The organism is Mycobacteriales bacterium (assembly GCA_036497565.1).
In the GTDB taxonomy this organism is placed as follows: domain Bacteria; phylum Actinomycetota; class Actinomycetes; order Mycobacteriales; family QHCD01; genus DASXJE01.
The window spans coordinates 1-14,988 of the sequence record DASXJE010000018.1 but is presented as its reverse complement, the minus strand read 5'-3'; the positions used below and the strand labels follow the sequence as shown (position 1 = coordinate 14,988).

Here is a 14,988-nt window from a genome sequence, read left to right as displayed (position 1 = left end):
CCTTGTCGACCCGACCGCGCCGAGGCAACACCTATCCGGCCCGCGCCGCCGCTCGCCGGCCGAGCCAGACCCACAACGACAGCGTGAGCGTCACCAACGCGAAGCCGAAGAAGAGGTCTTCGATCGGCGCATGGACCAGCCGAGCGCCGATGATGTCGTGCGGGTTGTAACGGACGACCCCGCGACCGGTCAGGACGCCGTTGACGATCAGCTGGAACGCCAGCACGATCGCCTCCGCGGTCCAGAAGATCGGCCGGATCAGCAGCCGGGTGCGCAGCACGAGCAGGTCGACGACCACCACGGCCGCGGCCGCGGCGAACGCGAGCACGGTGTAGCTCACGGCGCGCCCTCGTCGCCCGCGGTCCAGCCGGTCACCGCGCGTACCGCCTCGAAGGCGAGGATCGCGCAGGTCGGTACGACGAGGAAGAACCCGACCTCCTCGATCGGGAGCCGGCCGGGCAGCCGCAGTCCGACGGTCTGCGCCGGGTCGTACCACCACTGGTGGCGCGCCACGGCGTACAGATCCCACCCGACGAAGATCACCGCGGGCGGCAGGATGGCGCCGAGCCAGCGCGCAGGTCGCGAGTAGACCCGGGTGTGCAGCCACAGCTCGAGCGGCAGGGTCACCAGCAGGCACCCGGCGAGCAGCGCCAGGTAGGTGAGCCGCACGGTCGGCCGGCCCGGTCAGAAGCCGGCGGCCTGCGCCCGCCGCCTGACCTCGGTGCCGCGGTTCTCGCGCAGTGCGTCGATCGGCCGACCGGGAAGCGTGTCGTCGGCGGCGTACAGCCACCGCAGTGCCTCCTCGTCGGTGTAGCCGGCGTCGAAGAGCAGGACGAGCGTCCCGGACAGACCCTTCACGACCACGCCGTCGAGGACGAAGTCGGCCGGGACCTCCAACCCCCGGTCCCGGCGCAGGCCGATGAGGTGGTGGTCGCGGACGAGCCGGCGAACCTGGTTCGGGGACTGGCCGAGCAGCTCCCCGACCTCCGCCAGGGTCAGCCACTCCTTCGGTTCGCTCACCAGGCCAGCCTAGGACGGCGCCCGGAGCGCCCGTCGGGCCGCCCGGGGCCGCCCTACCGCCTGGTTCAGGCGTCGCGGACGGGGACCGCGGGATCGGCGAGCCGGGCCGGATCGGGCTCGCGGCCGGCGGCGATCAGCTTGCGCGCCTGCAGCAGGTCGCGTTGCCGGTCGACGGCGAGGAAGCCGGTGAGCCGGCCCGACCCGTCGAGCCACCCGGCGGCCCACCCCTGCCCGTCCGCCGGATCGCCGCGCCAGACCGCCGGGTCGCCGGTGCGCCAGCCGACCCACTGCACGTAGCGGCCGAACTGCTCGGACCACACGTAGGGCACCGGGTCGTACGTCGCGTCCTCGCCGAGCAGGGTGGCCGCGACCACCTCGGGCGAGTGCAGCGCGTCGTCCCAGTGCTCGAGCCGCAGCCGGCGCCCGGCCCGCGGGGAGAATCGGGTGGCGCAGTCACCGACCGCGAGGACTCCGGACAGCGACGTACGCAGGCCCGCGTCGGTGTGTACGCCGACCCCGGTCTCGACGCCCGAACCGTCCAGCCACGCCACGTCCGGCCGGACCCCGACCGCGGCCAGCACGACGTCGGCGGGCAACCACTCGCCGTCGGCGAGCAGCACCCCGTCCGGCGCGGTCTCGACCACCGGGGTCCCGGTACGCAGGGTGACCCCCGCCTCGGCGTACCACGGCGTCGTCCGCGCTCCGACCGGTACGCCGAGCGGTACGGCCAGCGGAGCCGGCGCCGCCTCGATGACGGTCACCGTGCAGCCGTAACCCGCCGCGGCGGTTGCGACCTCTGCGCCGATCCAGCCGGCGCCGACGATCACCACGCGGGCGCCCGCGACCAGGCCGGACCGAAGCGCCAAGGCGTCGTCGACGGTGCGCAGCACCAGGGCGCCCCGGTCTCCCCGCGGGCGCAGCGGCCGGGCGCCGGTCGCCAGCACGAGGGCGTCCCAGGTGAGGTCGCCCACCGAGGTCGCGAGGACGCCGTGGGCCAGCGCCTGCGCCGAGGTCTCCCGCAGGAATCGCACGTCGAGGGCGTCGAGGTCCACGTCGAGGCGGATGTCGTCCAGGCCGTCGAGGGCGCCGCGAAGCAATGCCTTCGACAGCGGCGGCCGGTCGTAGGGTTGGTGCGGCTCCGCACCGAGCAGGATCAGCTCATGGCCGTATCCGCGGGAACGCAGCTCCTGGCAGGTGCGCGCGCCGGCCAGTCCGGCGCCGACCACGACGATACGGTGGGGGGGCATCGCGGATCAGCCTATCGCCGGGGCCGGCTCCGGCCCCTCATCCGACGCCGCGTCGGCGTCTCCACGGGCCCGGTGCCGCCTCCCGGGACGGGCCGGTGGCCCACCGTAGACTCGGCCGTGTGCGTATGGCCGTGACCGATCCTCTGGTCGGTTCGGTCCTCGACGGTCGCTATCGGGTCGAGGGCCCGCTGGCGCACGGCGGAATGTCGACGGTCTACACCGGAACCGACCTGCGGCTGGAACGCACGGTGGCCATCAAGGTCATGGCACCGGCGCTCGCGCTGGACCCGGCGTTCGTCGACCGGTTCACCCGGGAGGCCCGCGCGTCGGCCCGGCTCTCCCACATCAACGTCGTCTCCGTCTACGACCAGGGTGAGGACGCCGGCCGGGTGTTCCTGGTGATGGAGCTCGTCTCCGGCCGGACCCTGCGCGACCTGCTCCACGAGCAGCGCCGGTTGGCACCCGACCTCGCGGTGTCCCTCCTCGAGCCGATCCTGGCCGCGCTCTCCGCGGCCCACCGGGCCGGCCTCGTGCACCGCGACGTCAAGCCGGAGAACGTCCTGCTCGCCGACGACGGCGTCGTGAAGGTCGCCGACTTCGGCCTGGCCCGCGCCGTCGCGCAGGCCGCGGTGACGACGGCCACCGGCATGGTGCTCGGGACCGTGGCCTACGTCGCACCGGAGCAGGTGTCCCGCGGCACCACCGACCCGCGCACCGACGTCTACTCGGCCGGCATCCTGCTCTACGAGATGCTCACCGGCTACGCGCCCTACTCCGGTGACAACCCGATCTCGGTGGCCTACCGGCATGTGCACGACGACGTACCGCCGCCGTCGGCCATCGTGCCCGGCCTGCCCGACGAACTCGACGCGATCACCATGCGGGCCACGCGGCGCGAGCCCGGTGCGCGCCCGGCCGACGCCGGTGCCTTCCTCGCCGAGCTGTACGACGTGCGCACCGATCTCGGGCTGCGCCGGGTCCCCGTGCCGCCGCGCCCCACCGACCCCTCGGCGGCGGAGGACCCCGGCGACACGGGCGACGACGACACCAGCGACGACACCGGCCGCGACGACGACACCGACCGTACGACGGTCCTCGGGGCGACCTCACCGATCGGGGTCGATCGCCCGTCTCCGCCCGCGCCGACACCGACGGCCGACATGGCGCCGACGGTCGCGTCGGCGGCCGCACGACCGGCGGCCGCGGCCGTGCCCCCGCCACCACCCACCGGACCGCCACCCGCCGCACGACCGGCGCCGCGGGCCGGCGACGAAGCGCCCGGGGACGCGATGTCCGCCGACGGCGCGGACCCGGACGAGCCGTCCACGACCGACGAGCAGCACCGGCGCCGGAGGCGTTTCCTGATCGGGCTGCTGGTGATCCTGTTGATCGGAGCGCTGGCCGCCGGCGCCGGCTGGTGGTTCGGCAGCGGCCGCTACACCTCGGTGCCGAAGTTGACCCGGCTGACGATCTCGCAGGCGCAGAACGCCGCGCGGACCTCCAACGTCGACCTGCAGATCATGCCGTCGCGGATGCACAGCGAAAGCGTGCCGCCCGGTGCGGTCGCGTGGACGCACCCCTCCATCGGGGCCCGGGTCGTGCGCGGTACGACGGTGCAGGCGCGGCTCTCCGCCGGTCCGGAGCGCTACACGCTGCCCACCTCGATAGTCGGCGGGACGAAATCCGCGGCCGTCGCGCTGCTGCACACGCTGCCGCTCGCGACGACCTACCGGCCGGCCTACAACGAGACGGTCCCGAACGATCACGTCGTGTCGGTCACCCCGACGCCGGGCACTGCGATGCGACGCGACCAGCAGGTCGTCGTGGTCGTCAGCCGGGGGCCGAAGCCGTTCGGCGTACCCAAGGTCACGGGCATGCCCGCCGACCACGCGCTGGCAGTCCTGCACCAGGCGAATCTCAAAACCACGACCACCCAGAAGTTCAGCACCTCCGTCGACAAGGGCTCGGTGGTCAGCGAGCAGCCCTCGTCGGGCACGGTCGTACGCGGCGACACGGTCGCGCTGGTCGTGTCGAAGGGCCCGGACTACGTGACGGTGCCCAAGGTGACCGGTCTGTCGGTGCCCGACGCGACGCAACGGCTCAAGGAGGCCGGGTTCGCCGTCGAGGTCAAGGTCTACTTCGGCGGCGCGCTGGGCCTCGTCGCCCAGCAGGACCCCAACGCCGACCAGCTTGCGGTGCGAGGTTCGACCGTGCAGATCGTCGTGGTCTAGCGTGCGGCGGTCGGCAGGGCTGCGGACCGCAGCTGATCATCAGTTCACCGAAGGAGACCCATGGTCATCGTGATGGCATCGCAGGCGGGCAGCGACGACCTGGCCGAGGTGGTCCGCTACGTCGAGCACGCCGGGGGTCAGGCCTTCGTGTCCAGCGGCGTCACCCGCACCATCGTCGGGGTGGTCGGCGACGACGCCGTGCTCGACCACCTCGAAGGTGTCGACATCGCCCAGCTCCCGGGTGTCTCCGAGGTGCTGCGGATCACCTCGCCGTACAAGCTGGTCAGCCGGGAGAACCACACCAGGACGTCGACCGTCTCGGTGGCCGGTGTCCCGATCGGGCCGGACACCTTCACCCTGATCGCCGGGCCCTGTGCGGTGGAGTCGCCCGAGCAGACCCTGGCCTCGGCCCAGATGGCCCGACACGCGGGCGCGACGCTGCTGCGCGGCGGTGCGTACAAGCCGCGCACGTCGCCGTACGCGTTTCAGGGACTCGGCGCCGACGGCCTGCGCATCCTCGCCGACGTGCGCACCGAGACCGGCCTGCCCATCGTCACCGAGGTGGTCGACGCCAACGACGTGCCCACGGTGGTCGAATACGCCGACATGCTGCAGGTCGGCACCCGCAACATGAGCAACTTCGCGCTGCTGCAGGCGGTGGGCGAGTCCGGTCGGCCGGTGATGCTCAAACGCGGATTCGCCGCGACGTACGACGAATGGCTCATGGCCGCCGAATACATCGCGCAACGCGGCAATCTCGACATCGTGCTGTGCGAGCGGGGAATCCGGACCTTCGAGACCGCGACCCGCAACACCCTCGACATCTCCGCCGTCCCGAGCATGCATGCGATGTCGCACCTGCCGGTCATCATCGACCCGTCCCACGCCGCGGGGCGGCGGGATCTCGTCGTACCACTCGCCCGGGCCGGGATGGCGGCCGGCGCCGACGGTGTCATCGTCGATGTGCACCCGCACCCCGAGACGGCCCTGTGCGACGGGGCGCAGGCGCTTTCCGGTGATCTGCTCGACGAGCTCGGCGTCGCCGCGACGACGATCCCTGCGCTGCTCGGCCGCCGCGGCGCGGAGCATGTGGCGGCCTGACCGGATGGCGGTGACCGCGGCGAGGGGTCCGGCCCGGTGAGGTTCGCCGACCGGTGGGAGGCGGGCGAGCGACTCGGCGCGGTCGTCGCCGACGCACACCCGGACCTCGAGACGTCGGACGACGTCCTGGTGCTCGGCCTGCCGCGGGGCGGTGTCCCGGTCGCAGCCGCCGTCGCGGCCCGGCTCGGGGCCGAGCTCGACGTGTTCTGCGTCCGCAAGGTCGGCGTACCCGGGCATACCGAGCTCGCCATGGGCGCGATAGCCGGCGGCGGTTCCGTCGTCCGCAACGAGCAGGTGCTGGTCCGAAGCGACATCTCCGACGATCAGTTCGAGGCCGCGGTCGCACGCGAGCGCACGGTCCTGGACGACGTCGAACGGTCGCTGCGGGGCGATCGACCGCCGATCGACGCGAGCGGCCGCCGGGTCGTCGTCGTCGACGACGGGGTGGCGACGGGGGCATCGGCGCGGGTCGCGTTGCAGGCCGTCCGGGCGCTCGACCCCGCGCTGCTCGTCCTCGCGGTGCCGGTCGGGCCGGCGGAAAGCATGGAGTCGCTACGGGCCGACGCCGACGACGTCCTGGTCGTCGTCACGCCGGATTACTTCGGCGCGGTGGGCTCCTTCTACGGCGACTTCGCGCCGGTCGGCGACGACGAGGTACGCCGCCTGCTCAACTAGGCCGCCGCCACCAGCCGGGCCAGCACCTCGGCCGCGCGATCGACAGCCGACCGGTCGACGCCGAGATGGGTGACCAGCCGGAGCTGGCGGGGCCCGACGGGTGAGATGAGCACGCCCTCGCCTTTGGCCTTGTCCGCCACCGCGGGCGCGTCGTCGACGTCGACCAGCACGATGTTGGTGTCGACGGTGGACGGGTCGGCGCCGGCCGCGCCGGCCAGCAGGCGGGCATGCTCGTGGTCGTCGGCGAGCCGCCGCAGGTGGTGCTCGAGTGCGTATCGCCCCGCCGCCGCGAGCACGCCGGCCTGGCGCATCCCGCCGCCGAGGCGCTTGCGCATCGTGCGGGCCTCGGCGATCCGCGCCTCGCTCGAGACCATCAGCGATCCGACCGGTGCGCCGAGCCCCTTGGACAGGCACACCGACAACGTGTCGAACAACCCGCCGTACTGCGCCAGCGGTACGCCGGACGCGACGTGGGCGTTCCAGATCCGGGCCCCGTCGCAGTGCACCGAGACGCCGAGCTCGCCGGCGCGGGCACGGAGCAGGCGCAGTCGGTCGAGCGGCTGCACCGTGCCACCGCCGCGGTTGTGGGTGTTCTCCACGGCGATCGCCCGCGTCGCGACGTCGTGCCAACGACCGGTGCGCACCATCGACGTCACCGTGTCGACGTCGAGCAGACCGCGCTGCGTGGGCCAGGTGCGGGTGCTGATGCCGCCGTGCGCCGCCGCGGCGCCGTATTCGTAGGTGACGACGTGGGCGTCGGCGTCGCAGATCAGCTCGGAGCCGGGCGGGATCAGCGTGCGCAGCGCGATCTGGTTGCCCATCGTGCCGCTGGGTACGAAGAGGGCCGCCTCGTGGCCGAAGAGTGCCGCCACCTCGTCCTCGAGCGCGTTGATCGTCGGATCTTCGCCGTAGACGTCGTCGCCGACGTCGGCCTCGGCCATCGCGCGCCGCATCCCGGGGGTCGGCGTCGTCACGGTGTCGCTGCGCAGGTCGACGACGCCGGGAGTCTCAGCCACGCAGCATCTCCGCAACCAGGAAGGCCAGCTCCAGCGACTGCTGGGTGTTGAGGCGCGGGTCGCAGGCCGTCTCGTACCGCCCACCGAGGTCGGCGTCGGCGATCTGCTGCGCACCGCCCAGGCATTCGGTGACGTCCTCGCCGACCAGCTCGACGTGCAGCCCACCGGGATGGGTACCGAGGCTGCGGTGCACCTCGAAGAAGCCGAGCACCTCGTCGACGATGCGGTCGAAATGCCGGGTCTTGTAGCCGCTCGCCGACTCCTCGGTGTTGCCGTGCATCGGATCGCACGCCCACACGACGGGATGGCCGGTCGCGGTGACCTTCTCGACGATCGCCGGGAGCGCGTCGCGCACCTCCCGGTTGCCCATCCTGCTGACCAGGGTGAGCCGCCCGGGAAGCCCCTCCGGATCGAGCCGCTCCACCGCCTCGGCGGCGTATTCAGGCGACGTGGTGGGGCCGAGCTTGAGCCCGATCGGGTTGGCGATCCGGCTGACGAAGTCGACGTGCGCTCCGCGCAGGTCACGGGTCCGCTCCCCCACCCAGACCATGTGCCCGGACAGGTCGTAGGCGACGCCGTCGGTGAGCCGGGTCAGTGCCCGCTCGTATTCGAGGATGAGCGCCTCGTGGCTGGAGAAGAGCTCCACCCCGCGCAGTGCGTCGTCGTTGACTCCGCAGGCGCGCATGAAGCCGAGCGCACGGTCGATCTCGCTGGCCAGCGCTTCGTAGCGCTGTCCGGCGCGGGAGGTGCGGACGAAGTCCTTGTTCCAGTCGTGGACGGCGTGCAGGTCGGCCAGGCCGCCCCGGGTGAAGGCCCGCAGCATGTTCATGGCCGCGGCGGAGTTGGCGTAGGCGCGCACCATCCGGCTGGGGTCCGGCGTACGCGCGGCGACGTCGGGGGCGATGGCATTGACCATGTCGCCGCGGTAAGAGGGCAGGCCCATCGCGTCGAGCTCGGCCGAGCGGGGCTTGGCGTATTGCCCGGCGACCCGGCCGACCTTCACCACCGGCACGCTGGCGCCGTAGGTGAGGACGACGGCCATCTGCAGCAGCGCCTTGGTGGTGGAGTGCAGGTGCGGCTCGGTGTTGCCGTCGAAGGTCTCGGCGCAGTCGCCGCCCTGCAGGAGGAACGCCTTGCCCTGGGCCACCTGGGCCAGCCGGTCGCGCAACGCCTCGACCTCGTGCGGCATGACGATGGGCGGGACGGCGCTGAGCGTGTCGGCGGCTTCGCGGAGCACCGCGGCGTCGGGCCAGGCGGGCTGCTGGGCAGCCGGCAGGGCGCGCCAGGCGTCGAGATCGGGGACGGGCACGACTCCCAGACTAGTTGCCGAGGGCGAGCCACCCCGACCCGACCGCCGTACCACGCCCTCCGACCCCCCACTCATTCGGCTTGAACGTCACGTTCAAGCCTTCTAGCGGCATCAACGTCACGTTGATGCCGAACGGGGCGCCCGCCATTCCGCTTGAACGTCACGTTCAAGCGGTCTAGCCGCATCAACGTCACGTTGACGCGGAATGGCGCGGCTACTCAGCCGAAGAAGACCTCGGCCTCGGCGTAGCGCTCGGCCGGGACCGTCTTGAGCTCGCGGGTCGCCTCCTCGAGCGGCACCCGCACCATCTCGGTGCCGCGCAGCGCCACCATCTTCCCGAAGTCGCCCTCGTGCGCCGCGTCGATCGCCTGCAGCCCGAACCGCGTCGCGAGGACCCGGTCGTACGCCGACGGCGTGCCGCCACGCTGGATGTGACCCAGCACGGCCGTCCGCGCCTCCTTGCCGGTGCGCTTCTCGATCTCGTCGGCGAGGTGCTGCCCGATCCCGCCGAGCCGCACGTGGCCGAACGCGTCGAGCTCGCCGGTGGCCAGCTCCATCGTGCCCTCGACGGGCACGGCGCCCTCGGCGACGACGACGATCGGCGCGTAGTGGTCCTGGAAGCGGTGCTCGATGTACGCGCACACCTGGGCGATGTTGAACGGGCGCTCCGGGATGAGGACGACGTTGGCCCCGCCGGCGATACCGGCGTGCAGCGCGATCCAGCCGGCGTGCCGACCCATCACCTCGACGATCAGCGCCCGGTGGTGCGACTCGGCCGTGGTGTGCAGCCGGTCGATCGCCTCCATCGCGATGTTGACGGCGGTGTCGAAGCCGAACGTGTAGTCCGTCGCGCCGAGGTCGTTGTCGATCGTCTTGGGTACGCCGACGACCGGCACCTGCTCCTCGTCGTAGAGCCGCTTGGCGACCCCGAGGGTGTCCTCGCCGCCGATCGCGACGAGGGCGTCGACACCGGTCTGGGCGAGGGTGGCCTTGATCCGCTCGGGCGCGCCGTCGACCTTGAACGGGTTGGTGCGCGACGTGCCGAGGATGGTGCCGCCCCGCGGCAGGATGCCGCGCACCGCAGCAATGTCCAACGGGACGACGTCGTTGTTGATCGGGCCGCGCCAGCCGTCCTGGAAGCCGACGAACTCGTGCCCGTAGGTCCCCACGCCTTTACGCACCACCGCCCGGATGACCGCATTCAGGCCCGGACAGTCGCCGCCGCCGGTGAGTACGCCGATCCGCATGGAGATCTTCCCTTCTCGCTCTGAGTGTTCTCGCCGTGAATCTTCTCGCTATGAGCCCTGCTCGCCGAAATGCTCTGCCGCAGATTAGACGGCGGCCCCTCCCATCGCGCGCCAGCGGGCCAGGTTGTGCCGTGCGTCGGCGAGCGCATCGTGCTGGTCGGCCGGTGGGTCGGGGATCGCCGGCCGGCCTCGATCCTCCCAAAGTTGCCGCAACTCGTGCGTGAAGCGCGGGACCGCCCGGGGCAGGGCGGGCATTCCCCCCCACAACTGGCAGAGCGCGACATGGTCGTAGGCCGCATACCAGGCCCACAGCTCAATCGGCTCACGCGGTGCGCTCAGGAAGGCGAACAGGTCGTCCCGGATCTTGCGGCGCGAGCGCCAGGCCCGGTCCGCCGGGCTCGGCAGCTTGGGCAGGACGTGGTCGCGTACCCAGGGGATGGCCCGGTCGGGATCGAACTCGGTGGACACCGCGTAGAACTCACGGCCGCCCTCATCGACCACACCGATCGAGACCAGCTCGATCGTGATGCCGTCCTCGATGAACTCGCAGTCGTAGAAGAAGCGCACACCGCTACCGTACGGAAGCGGTCGCGGCCGGATTCAGCTCGCCTTCTCCGAGGAGAGTCGGTCGGCGTCGGCGGTGCCGTGGCGGGCCTCGTCCTGCGCGGCCGTGCGGGCCGCGAGCGACCCGCTGGCGGACCGGTCGAGCTCCGCCTTGACCTTGGCGGCGTAGCTGTCGACGTACTCCTGGCCCGAGAGCTGCATGAGCTCGTACATGATCTCGTCGGTCATCGACCGCTCGACGAACCGGTCGCCGGCCATGCCCTCATAGCGGGAGAAGTCGAGGGGCCGACCGATCCGCACCCCGGGGCGCGGCCGGAATTTCGGCACCGAACGCCCGATCGGCTGGATCGTGTCGGTGTTGACCATCGCGACCGGGATGACCGGCACGCCCATCTCGAGGGCGACCCGGGCGACGCCGGTCTTGCCGCGGTAGAGGCGGCCGTCCGGCGAGCGGGTGCCTTCGGGGTAGATGCCGACGACCTCGCCGGCGCCGAGGACCCGCTTCTGCGCCTCGAGCGCGGGCTGCGCCGCCCGGCCGCTGCTGCGGTCGACCGGGACCTGACCGACCCCGGTGAGAAAGCTGCGGATGAGCCAGCCCTTCAGACCGCGCCCGGTGAAGTACTCGATCTTGGCGATGAACGTGATCCGCCGCGGGCAGGCCAACGGGAGGAAGACGGAGTCGGAGACCGACAGGTGGTTGCTCGCGAGAATCGCCGGACCTGTGTCCGGGATGTTTTCCAGCCCCGTCACCCACGGGCGCCACAGGAGCCGCACCACCGGGCCGACGACCATGACTTTGAAAAACCAGTACAGCACCAGTTGCACCCCCTTACCTCGCGTCGACACTACGGGCAGCAAGCCTCCGGACACAATGACGACTCGTACCGAAGTGCCCCATCCCCCTCGTCGCCCACGCGTGAGCGTGCGAGGATTAAGGCAGGCCGCATCGTACATTCCATCGCGGCCGGCGGTCTTGGAGCGAGCGAGGAGGCCAACGTGCCGCTGCTGCTCGGTTCGGAGCCGTTCCACCACGACGGCGGACCGGTCGGCGTCCTGTGCTGTCACGGTCTGTCCGGTACGCCGGCCAGCATGCGTCCGTGGGCGGAGCATCTCGCCGCCGCCGGTTTCTCGGTCAGCGCGCCCCGGCTTCCTGGGCACGGCACCCGCTGGCAGGACCTCAATGTCACCCGCTGGAGCGACTGGTACGGCGAAGTAGTCCGCTCCTTCGACACGCTCCGCACACGCTGCGAGCAGGTCTTCGTCGCCGGCCTGTCCATGGGCGGCACCCTCACCATCCGGCTGGCCGAGGAGCGCGGCGACGAGGTCGCCGGGATCATCCTGGTCAATCCGTCGCTGACCACAGAGCGCCGCGACGCGCCGCTACTGCGCCTGCTGTCCCATATCGTGCCGTCCGTGCCGGGGATCGCCGGCGACGTCAAGAAGCCCGGCGTACGCGAGGTGGCCTATGACCGGCTGCCACTCAAGGCCGCCGCGTCGCTCGCGGAGCTCTGGCCGATCGCCCGGGCGGACCTGCAGCGGGTGACCCAGCCGGTACTGCTCTACCGCAGCCGCGACGACCACGTCGTCGAGCCGGTCAACGGACGGATCCTGCTGGACGGCGTACGCAGCCGCGACGTCACCGAGCACGTGCTCGAGGACAGCTACCACGTCGCGACCATCGACAACGACGCACCCGCGATCTTCGCCGGCAGTACGGCGTGGATCCAGGAGCACGCTGACATATCAGCAGACGCGTCATGAGCACCGACCCTGGCCGCCACCGCGGTCGTCGCGACAACGGCCTCGACGCCCCGGCCTACGTCCCGCTGGCCGACGTCGACCCGCGCGTGGGCGAGCACCTGCTCGACGTCCTGTGGGCAGCCGGCGTACCCGCCTACCTCGAACCGTCCGCCGACGTCGAGCCGACCCGGGCACTCACCGCGCCCAGCCCGCCGACCGACCGGCTGTGGGTCGACCGCGACCGGCGGACCGACGCCCGAAGCATCGTCGAGGCCGAGATGCCGCGCGGGGCCGGCCGGCCGCCGCCGGACGCGCCGACGGCGCTGTCGGCCGGGCGCTACCGGCTCAACCCGGACGACCAGCAGGCCTGGCGCGACCTGGTGGCCGAGTTCGGACGGGAGCATCCCGCGGAGGTCCGGCCGTGGCCGGCCGCCGAGGACCTCACTCCGGTCTCCGCGCCGGAATCCGCCGCGGCCACCCCGGCCGACGCGACGAACGATGCGACCGACGACTCCGACGACGACTCCGACGACGACTCCGACGACGATTCCGACAGGGATCGGGACACCGCCGGCGCCCACCCCGACCTGCTCGGCGCGCCCGTGCCACCCGACGACGACGAGCACTACGTGCCGCCGCCCCCGCCGCCGGTGCCCAGGCCGTCCAAGCAGGCCGTGTTCGCGCTCGCCATCCTCGCGTTCGGGACGTTCCTGCTGGTCGCTCCGGGCGTGATCGGGCTCGCCGGTGACATCGCCTTCGTGCTCGGCGTACTCGCCGTGGTCGGCGCCGTCGGACTGCTGGTCTGGCGGATCAAGGAGGACCGGTCCTCCGACGGCCCGGACGACGGCGCCGTGGTCTGATGGCGGGGTGCAGCACTCCGAAGCCGTCGAGGTCACCGGTCATCTGATGGACTCGGGCGTTCTCGCCCGCGTCTTCGACGACGTCCTCGACTACGGCGGCGACTACGTCGTCGACCGGCTCGACCTCGGCAAGACCCACGACGACGAATCCCACGCCCGCATCGTGGTGGGCGCCGGCGACGCGGCCAGCCTGGAACGCATCCTCATGCGCATCCAGGTCTACGGCGTCAACCAGGTGCACCCGGGTACGGCGATGCTCCGGCCGGCCCCGCGCGACGGTGTCTTCCCGGACGACTTCTACTCGACCACCAACCTGGAGACCGTCGTCCGGCTGGACAAGACGTGGGTGCCGGTCGAGAACCCGGAGATGGACTGCGCGCTGCTCGTCGACGCCGGCCGAGTCCGCACGGTCCCGATGTCGGACGTGCGGGCCGGCGACCAGATCGTCTGCGGCGCCGCCGGCGTGCGGGTGGTCCTGCCGGTTCGCGAACGCGACGACGAGGACACGTTCGGCTTCATGTCGTCCTCGGTGTCGACCGAGAAGCCGCAGGCCCTGATCGTGCACCAGATCGCGCAGCAGATGCGCGAGGTCAAGGCGCGGGGCCAGAAGATCCTGTGGGTCGGCGGCCCGGCGATCGTGCACACCGGTGCGGCCCCGGCGATGGTCGAGTTGGTGCGCGCCGGTTACGTCGACGTGCTGTTCGCCGGCAACGCGCTGGCCACGCACGACATCGAGTCGGCGTTGTTCGGGACCTCGCTCGGCGTCGACCTCGCGAAAGGATCCGGCGTACCGCACGGGCACGAACACCACATCCGGGCCATCAACATGATCCGCGGCGCCGGGTCGATCCGGGACGCCGTGTCCGCCGGTCTGCTGACGGGTGGCGTGATGCACGCGCTCGTCGGGGCCGGCGCCGAGTTCGTGCTGGTCGGTTCGGTGCGTGACGACGGCCCGCTGCCCGACGTCTACACCGACGTGGTCGAAGGACAGCGCGCCATGCGGCAACACCTGCCGGGCGTCGGGTTCGCCATGATGGTCGCGACGATGCTGCACTCGATCGCGACCGGCAACATCCTGCCGGCATCGATCCCGCTGGTGTGCGTCGACATCAACCCGGCCACCGTGACCAAGCTGGCCGACCGCGGCAGCTCACAGAGCACCGGAATCGTCACCGACACCGGGCTCTTCCTCGAAGAACTCGCCCGCGACCTCGTGCCCGCCTACCGCGGCGGTGATCCCCGCAACTGACGGATCAGCCGACGGGCAACGCCCCGCGTACCGTGCCGGCCGCCCCTTGGGCCCGGCCGGATGCCGCGTGCGCGGCACCGGTGGCCGAGCGGGACGCGCCGTGCGCCAGCCCGGAGGCGTTGTGCGCCGCACCGTGCGCGAGCCCGGAGGCGCTGTGTGCCGCACCGTGCGCCAGCCCCGAGGCGGTGTGCGCACGCCTGGATGCCTTCCGGCGCAGGTGCCGGGCCCGCCAGCCGAGCGACGGGTTGCCTTCGGTGTCGGCCGCAGTGATGAGCAGCCCGCCCAGCATGCTCACGTTCTTCAGGAAATGGATCCGCTGGCTGGAGCGCTCCGCGGGATCCTCGTGCTGCCAGAAGGGGTGCCCGGCCACCGTGGTCGGGAGCAGGCTGCCGGCGAGCACCGCCGCCGCGACCCGTGGGGCCCGGCCGGAGGCGAGCAGCAGCCCGGCACCCACCTTGACCGCCGCATCGATACGCACCAATGTGCCGACGTCCTTCGGCGCCCCGTCCGGCAGGATGTCGGCGATCCGGGCCACGATCGGCTCGGCCTTCTTCACCCGCGGGTCCGGGTCGCGCAGCGTGTCGATTCCGCCGGCGACGAACATGCTGGCGAGCATCGGTCGGGCGATACGACGAAGCAGGGGCATCGGCGGCTCTCCGTTCTCGTTCGGTCCGGTCAGTATGCCCCTACCCGCTCCCCGGCTCCGGACACCTCGGCGGGGACACCCGG

15 protein-coding genes and 1 pseudogene are annotated in these 14,988 nt (G+C 72.0%); 6 read left to right on the top strand and 10 right to left on the bottom strand.

All coding sequences use genetic code 11. The features are described from left to right. Window positions 1–31: 31 nt before the first annotated feature. From VGH85_01490 to VGH85_01475, 4 genes are all read right to left on the bottom strand, one after another. A complete protein-coding gene (locus tag VGH85_01490) occupies window positions 32–340 on the bottom strand; it encodes a lycopene cyclase domain-containing protein (protein HEY2172462.1) in 309 nt (102 codons plus the stop codon). Then, on the bottom strand, window positions 337–669 hold the full coding sequence (locus VGH85_01485; protein ID HEY2172461.1) for a lycopene cyclase domain-containing protein: 333 nt from the start codon (window positions 667–669) through the stop codon (window positions 337–339). The genes VGH85_01490 and VGH85_01485 overlap by 4 nt, the downstream gene beginning before the upstream one ends. 15 nt (window positions 670–684) lie before the next feature. Continuing rightward, on the bottom strand, window positions 685–1,020 hold the full coding sequence (locus tag VGH85_01480) for an Rv2175c family DNA-binding protein (protein HEY2172460.1): 336 nt from the start codon (window positions 1,018–1,020) through the stop codon (window positions 685–687). 65 nt (window positions 1,021–1,085) lie between these two features. Continuing rightward, a complete protein-coding gene (locus VGH85_01475) occupies window positions 1,086–2,267 on the bottom strand; it encodes an FAD-dependent oxidoreductase (GenBank protein ID HEY2172459.1) in 1,182 nt (393 codons plus the stop codon). A 125-nt stretch (window positions 2,268–2,392) separates the two neighbouring features. Between VGH85_01475 and VGH85_01470 the strand changes: the two genes are divergently transcribed. From VGH85_01470 to VGH85_01460, 3 genes are read left to right on the top strand one after another with little or no spacing between them, the layout of a single operon-like run. After that, on the top strand, window positions 2,393–4,498 hold the full coding sequence (locus VGH85_01470; GenBank protein HEY2172458.1) for a PASTA domain-containing protein: 2,106 nt from the start codon (window positions 2,393–2,395) through the stop codon (window positions 4,496–4,498). 60 nt (window positions 4,499–4,558) lie between these two features. Then, window positions 4,559–5,599: a 3-deoxy-7-phosphoheptulonate synthase gene (gene aroF, locus VGH85_01465; protein ID HEY2172457.1), complete on the top strand. Its 1,041-nt coding sequence runs from the start codon at window positions 4,559–4,561 to the stop codon at window positions 5,597–5,599. Window positions 5,600–5,635: 36 nt separating this feature from the next. Next, a complete protein-coding gene (locus tag VGH85_01460) occupies window positions 5,636–6,274 on the top strand; it encodes a phosphoribosyltransferase family protein (protein HEY2172456.1) in 639 nt (212 codons plus the stop codon). Here VGH85_01460 and VGH85_01455 read toward each other — a convergent pair. The 5 genes and pseudogenes from VGH85_01455 to VGH85_01435 form a co-directional block, all read right to left on the bottom strand. Next, window positions 6,271–7,290, bottom strand: a complete 1,020-nt coding sequence (locus VGH85_01455) for a GntG family PLP-dependent aldolase (protein HEY2172455.1) — start codon at window positions 7,288–7,290, stop codon at window positions 6,271–6,273. The two genes, VGH85_01460 and VGH85_01455, sit on opposite strands and share 4 nt — an antisense overlap. Further along, window positions 7,283–8,584 (bottom strand): annotated as a pseudogene (locus VGH85_01450) (3-deoxy-7-phosphoheptulonate synthase class II). Before VGH85_01450 ends, VGH85_01455 begins: the two are co-directional and overlap by 8 nt. Window positions 8,585–8,817: 233 nt before the next feature. Next, a complete protein-coding gene (locus VGH85_01445; protein HEY2172454.1) occupies window positions 8,818–9,846 on the bottom strand; it encodes a 6-phosphofructokinase in 1,029 nt (342 codons plus the stop codon). 84 nt (window positions 9,847–9,930) lie between these two features. Continuing rightward, complete coding sequence (locus tag VGH85_01440; protein HEY2172453.1) at window positions 9,931–10,413, bottom strand: polyadenylate-specific 3'-exoribonuclease AS; 483 nt, start codon at window positions 10,411–10,413, stop codon at window positions 9,931–9,933. A gap of 33 nt (window positions 10,414–10,446) precedes the next feature. After that, entirely contained in the window at window positions 10,447–11,226 is a 780-nt protein-coding gene (locus tag VGH85_01435; protein HEY2172452.1) for a lysophospholipid acyltransferase family protein, read from the bottom strand. Between the two features lie 180 nt (window positions 11,227–11,406). Between VGH85_01435 and VGH85_01430 the strand changes: the two genes are divergently transcribed. The 3 genes from VGH85_01430 to VGH85_01420 are packed head-to-tail and all read left to right on the top strand — an operon-like array spanning window position 11,407 to window position 14,259. Continuing rightward, on the top strand, window positions 11,407–12,171 hold the full coding sequence (locus VGH85_01430) for an alpha/beta fold hydrolase (protein ID HEY2172451.1): 765 nt from the start codon (window positions 11,407–11,409) through the stop codon (window positions 12,169–12,171). After that, a complete protein-coding gene (locus VGH85_01425) occupies window positions 12,168–13,010 on the top strand; it encodes a hypothetical protein (GenBank protein HEY2172450.1) in 843 nt (280 codons plus the stop codon). Before VGH85_01430 ends, VGH85_01425 begins: the two co-directional genes overlap by 4 nt. A 7-nt stretch (window positions 13,011–13,017) precedes the next feature. Further along, on the top strand, window positions 13,018–14,259 hold the full coding sequence (locus VGH85_01420; GenBank protein ID HEY2172449.1) for a TIGR00300 family protein: 1,242 nt from the start codon (window positions 13,018–13,020) through the stop codon (window positions 14,257–14,259). 4 nt (window positions 14,260–14,263) lie between these two features. On the opposite strand, the gene VGH85_01415 is transcribed toward VGH85_01420, so the two are convergent. Beyond that, window positions 14,264–14,905 (bottom strand): DoxX family protein, encoded by a 642-nt coding sequence (locus VGH85_01415; protein HEY2172448.1) that lies wholly within the window; start codon window positions 14,903–14,905, stop codon window positions 14,264–14,266. Window positions 14,906–14,988 lie beyond the last annotated feature (83 nt).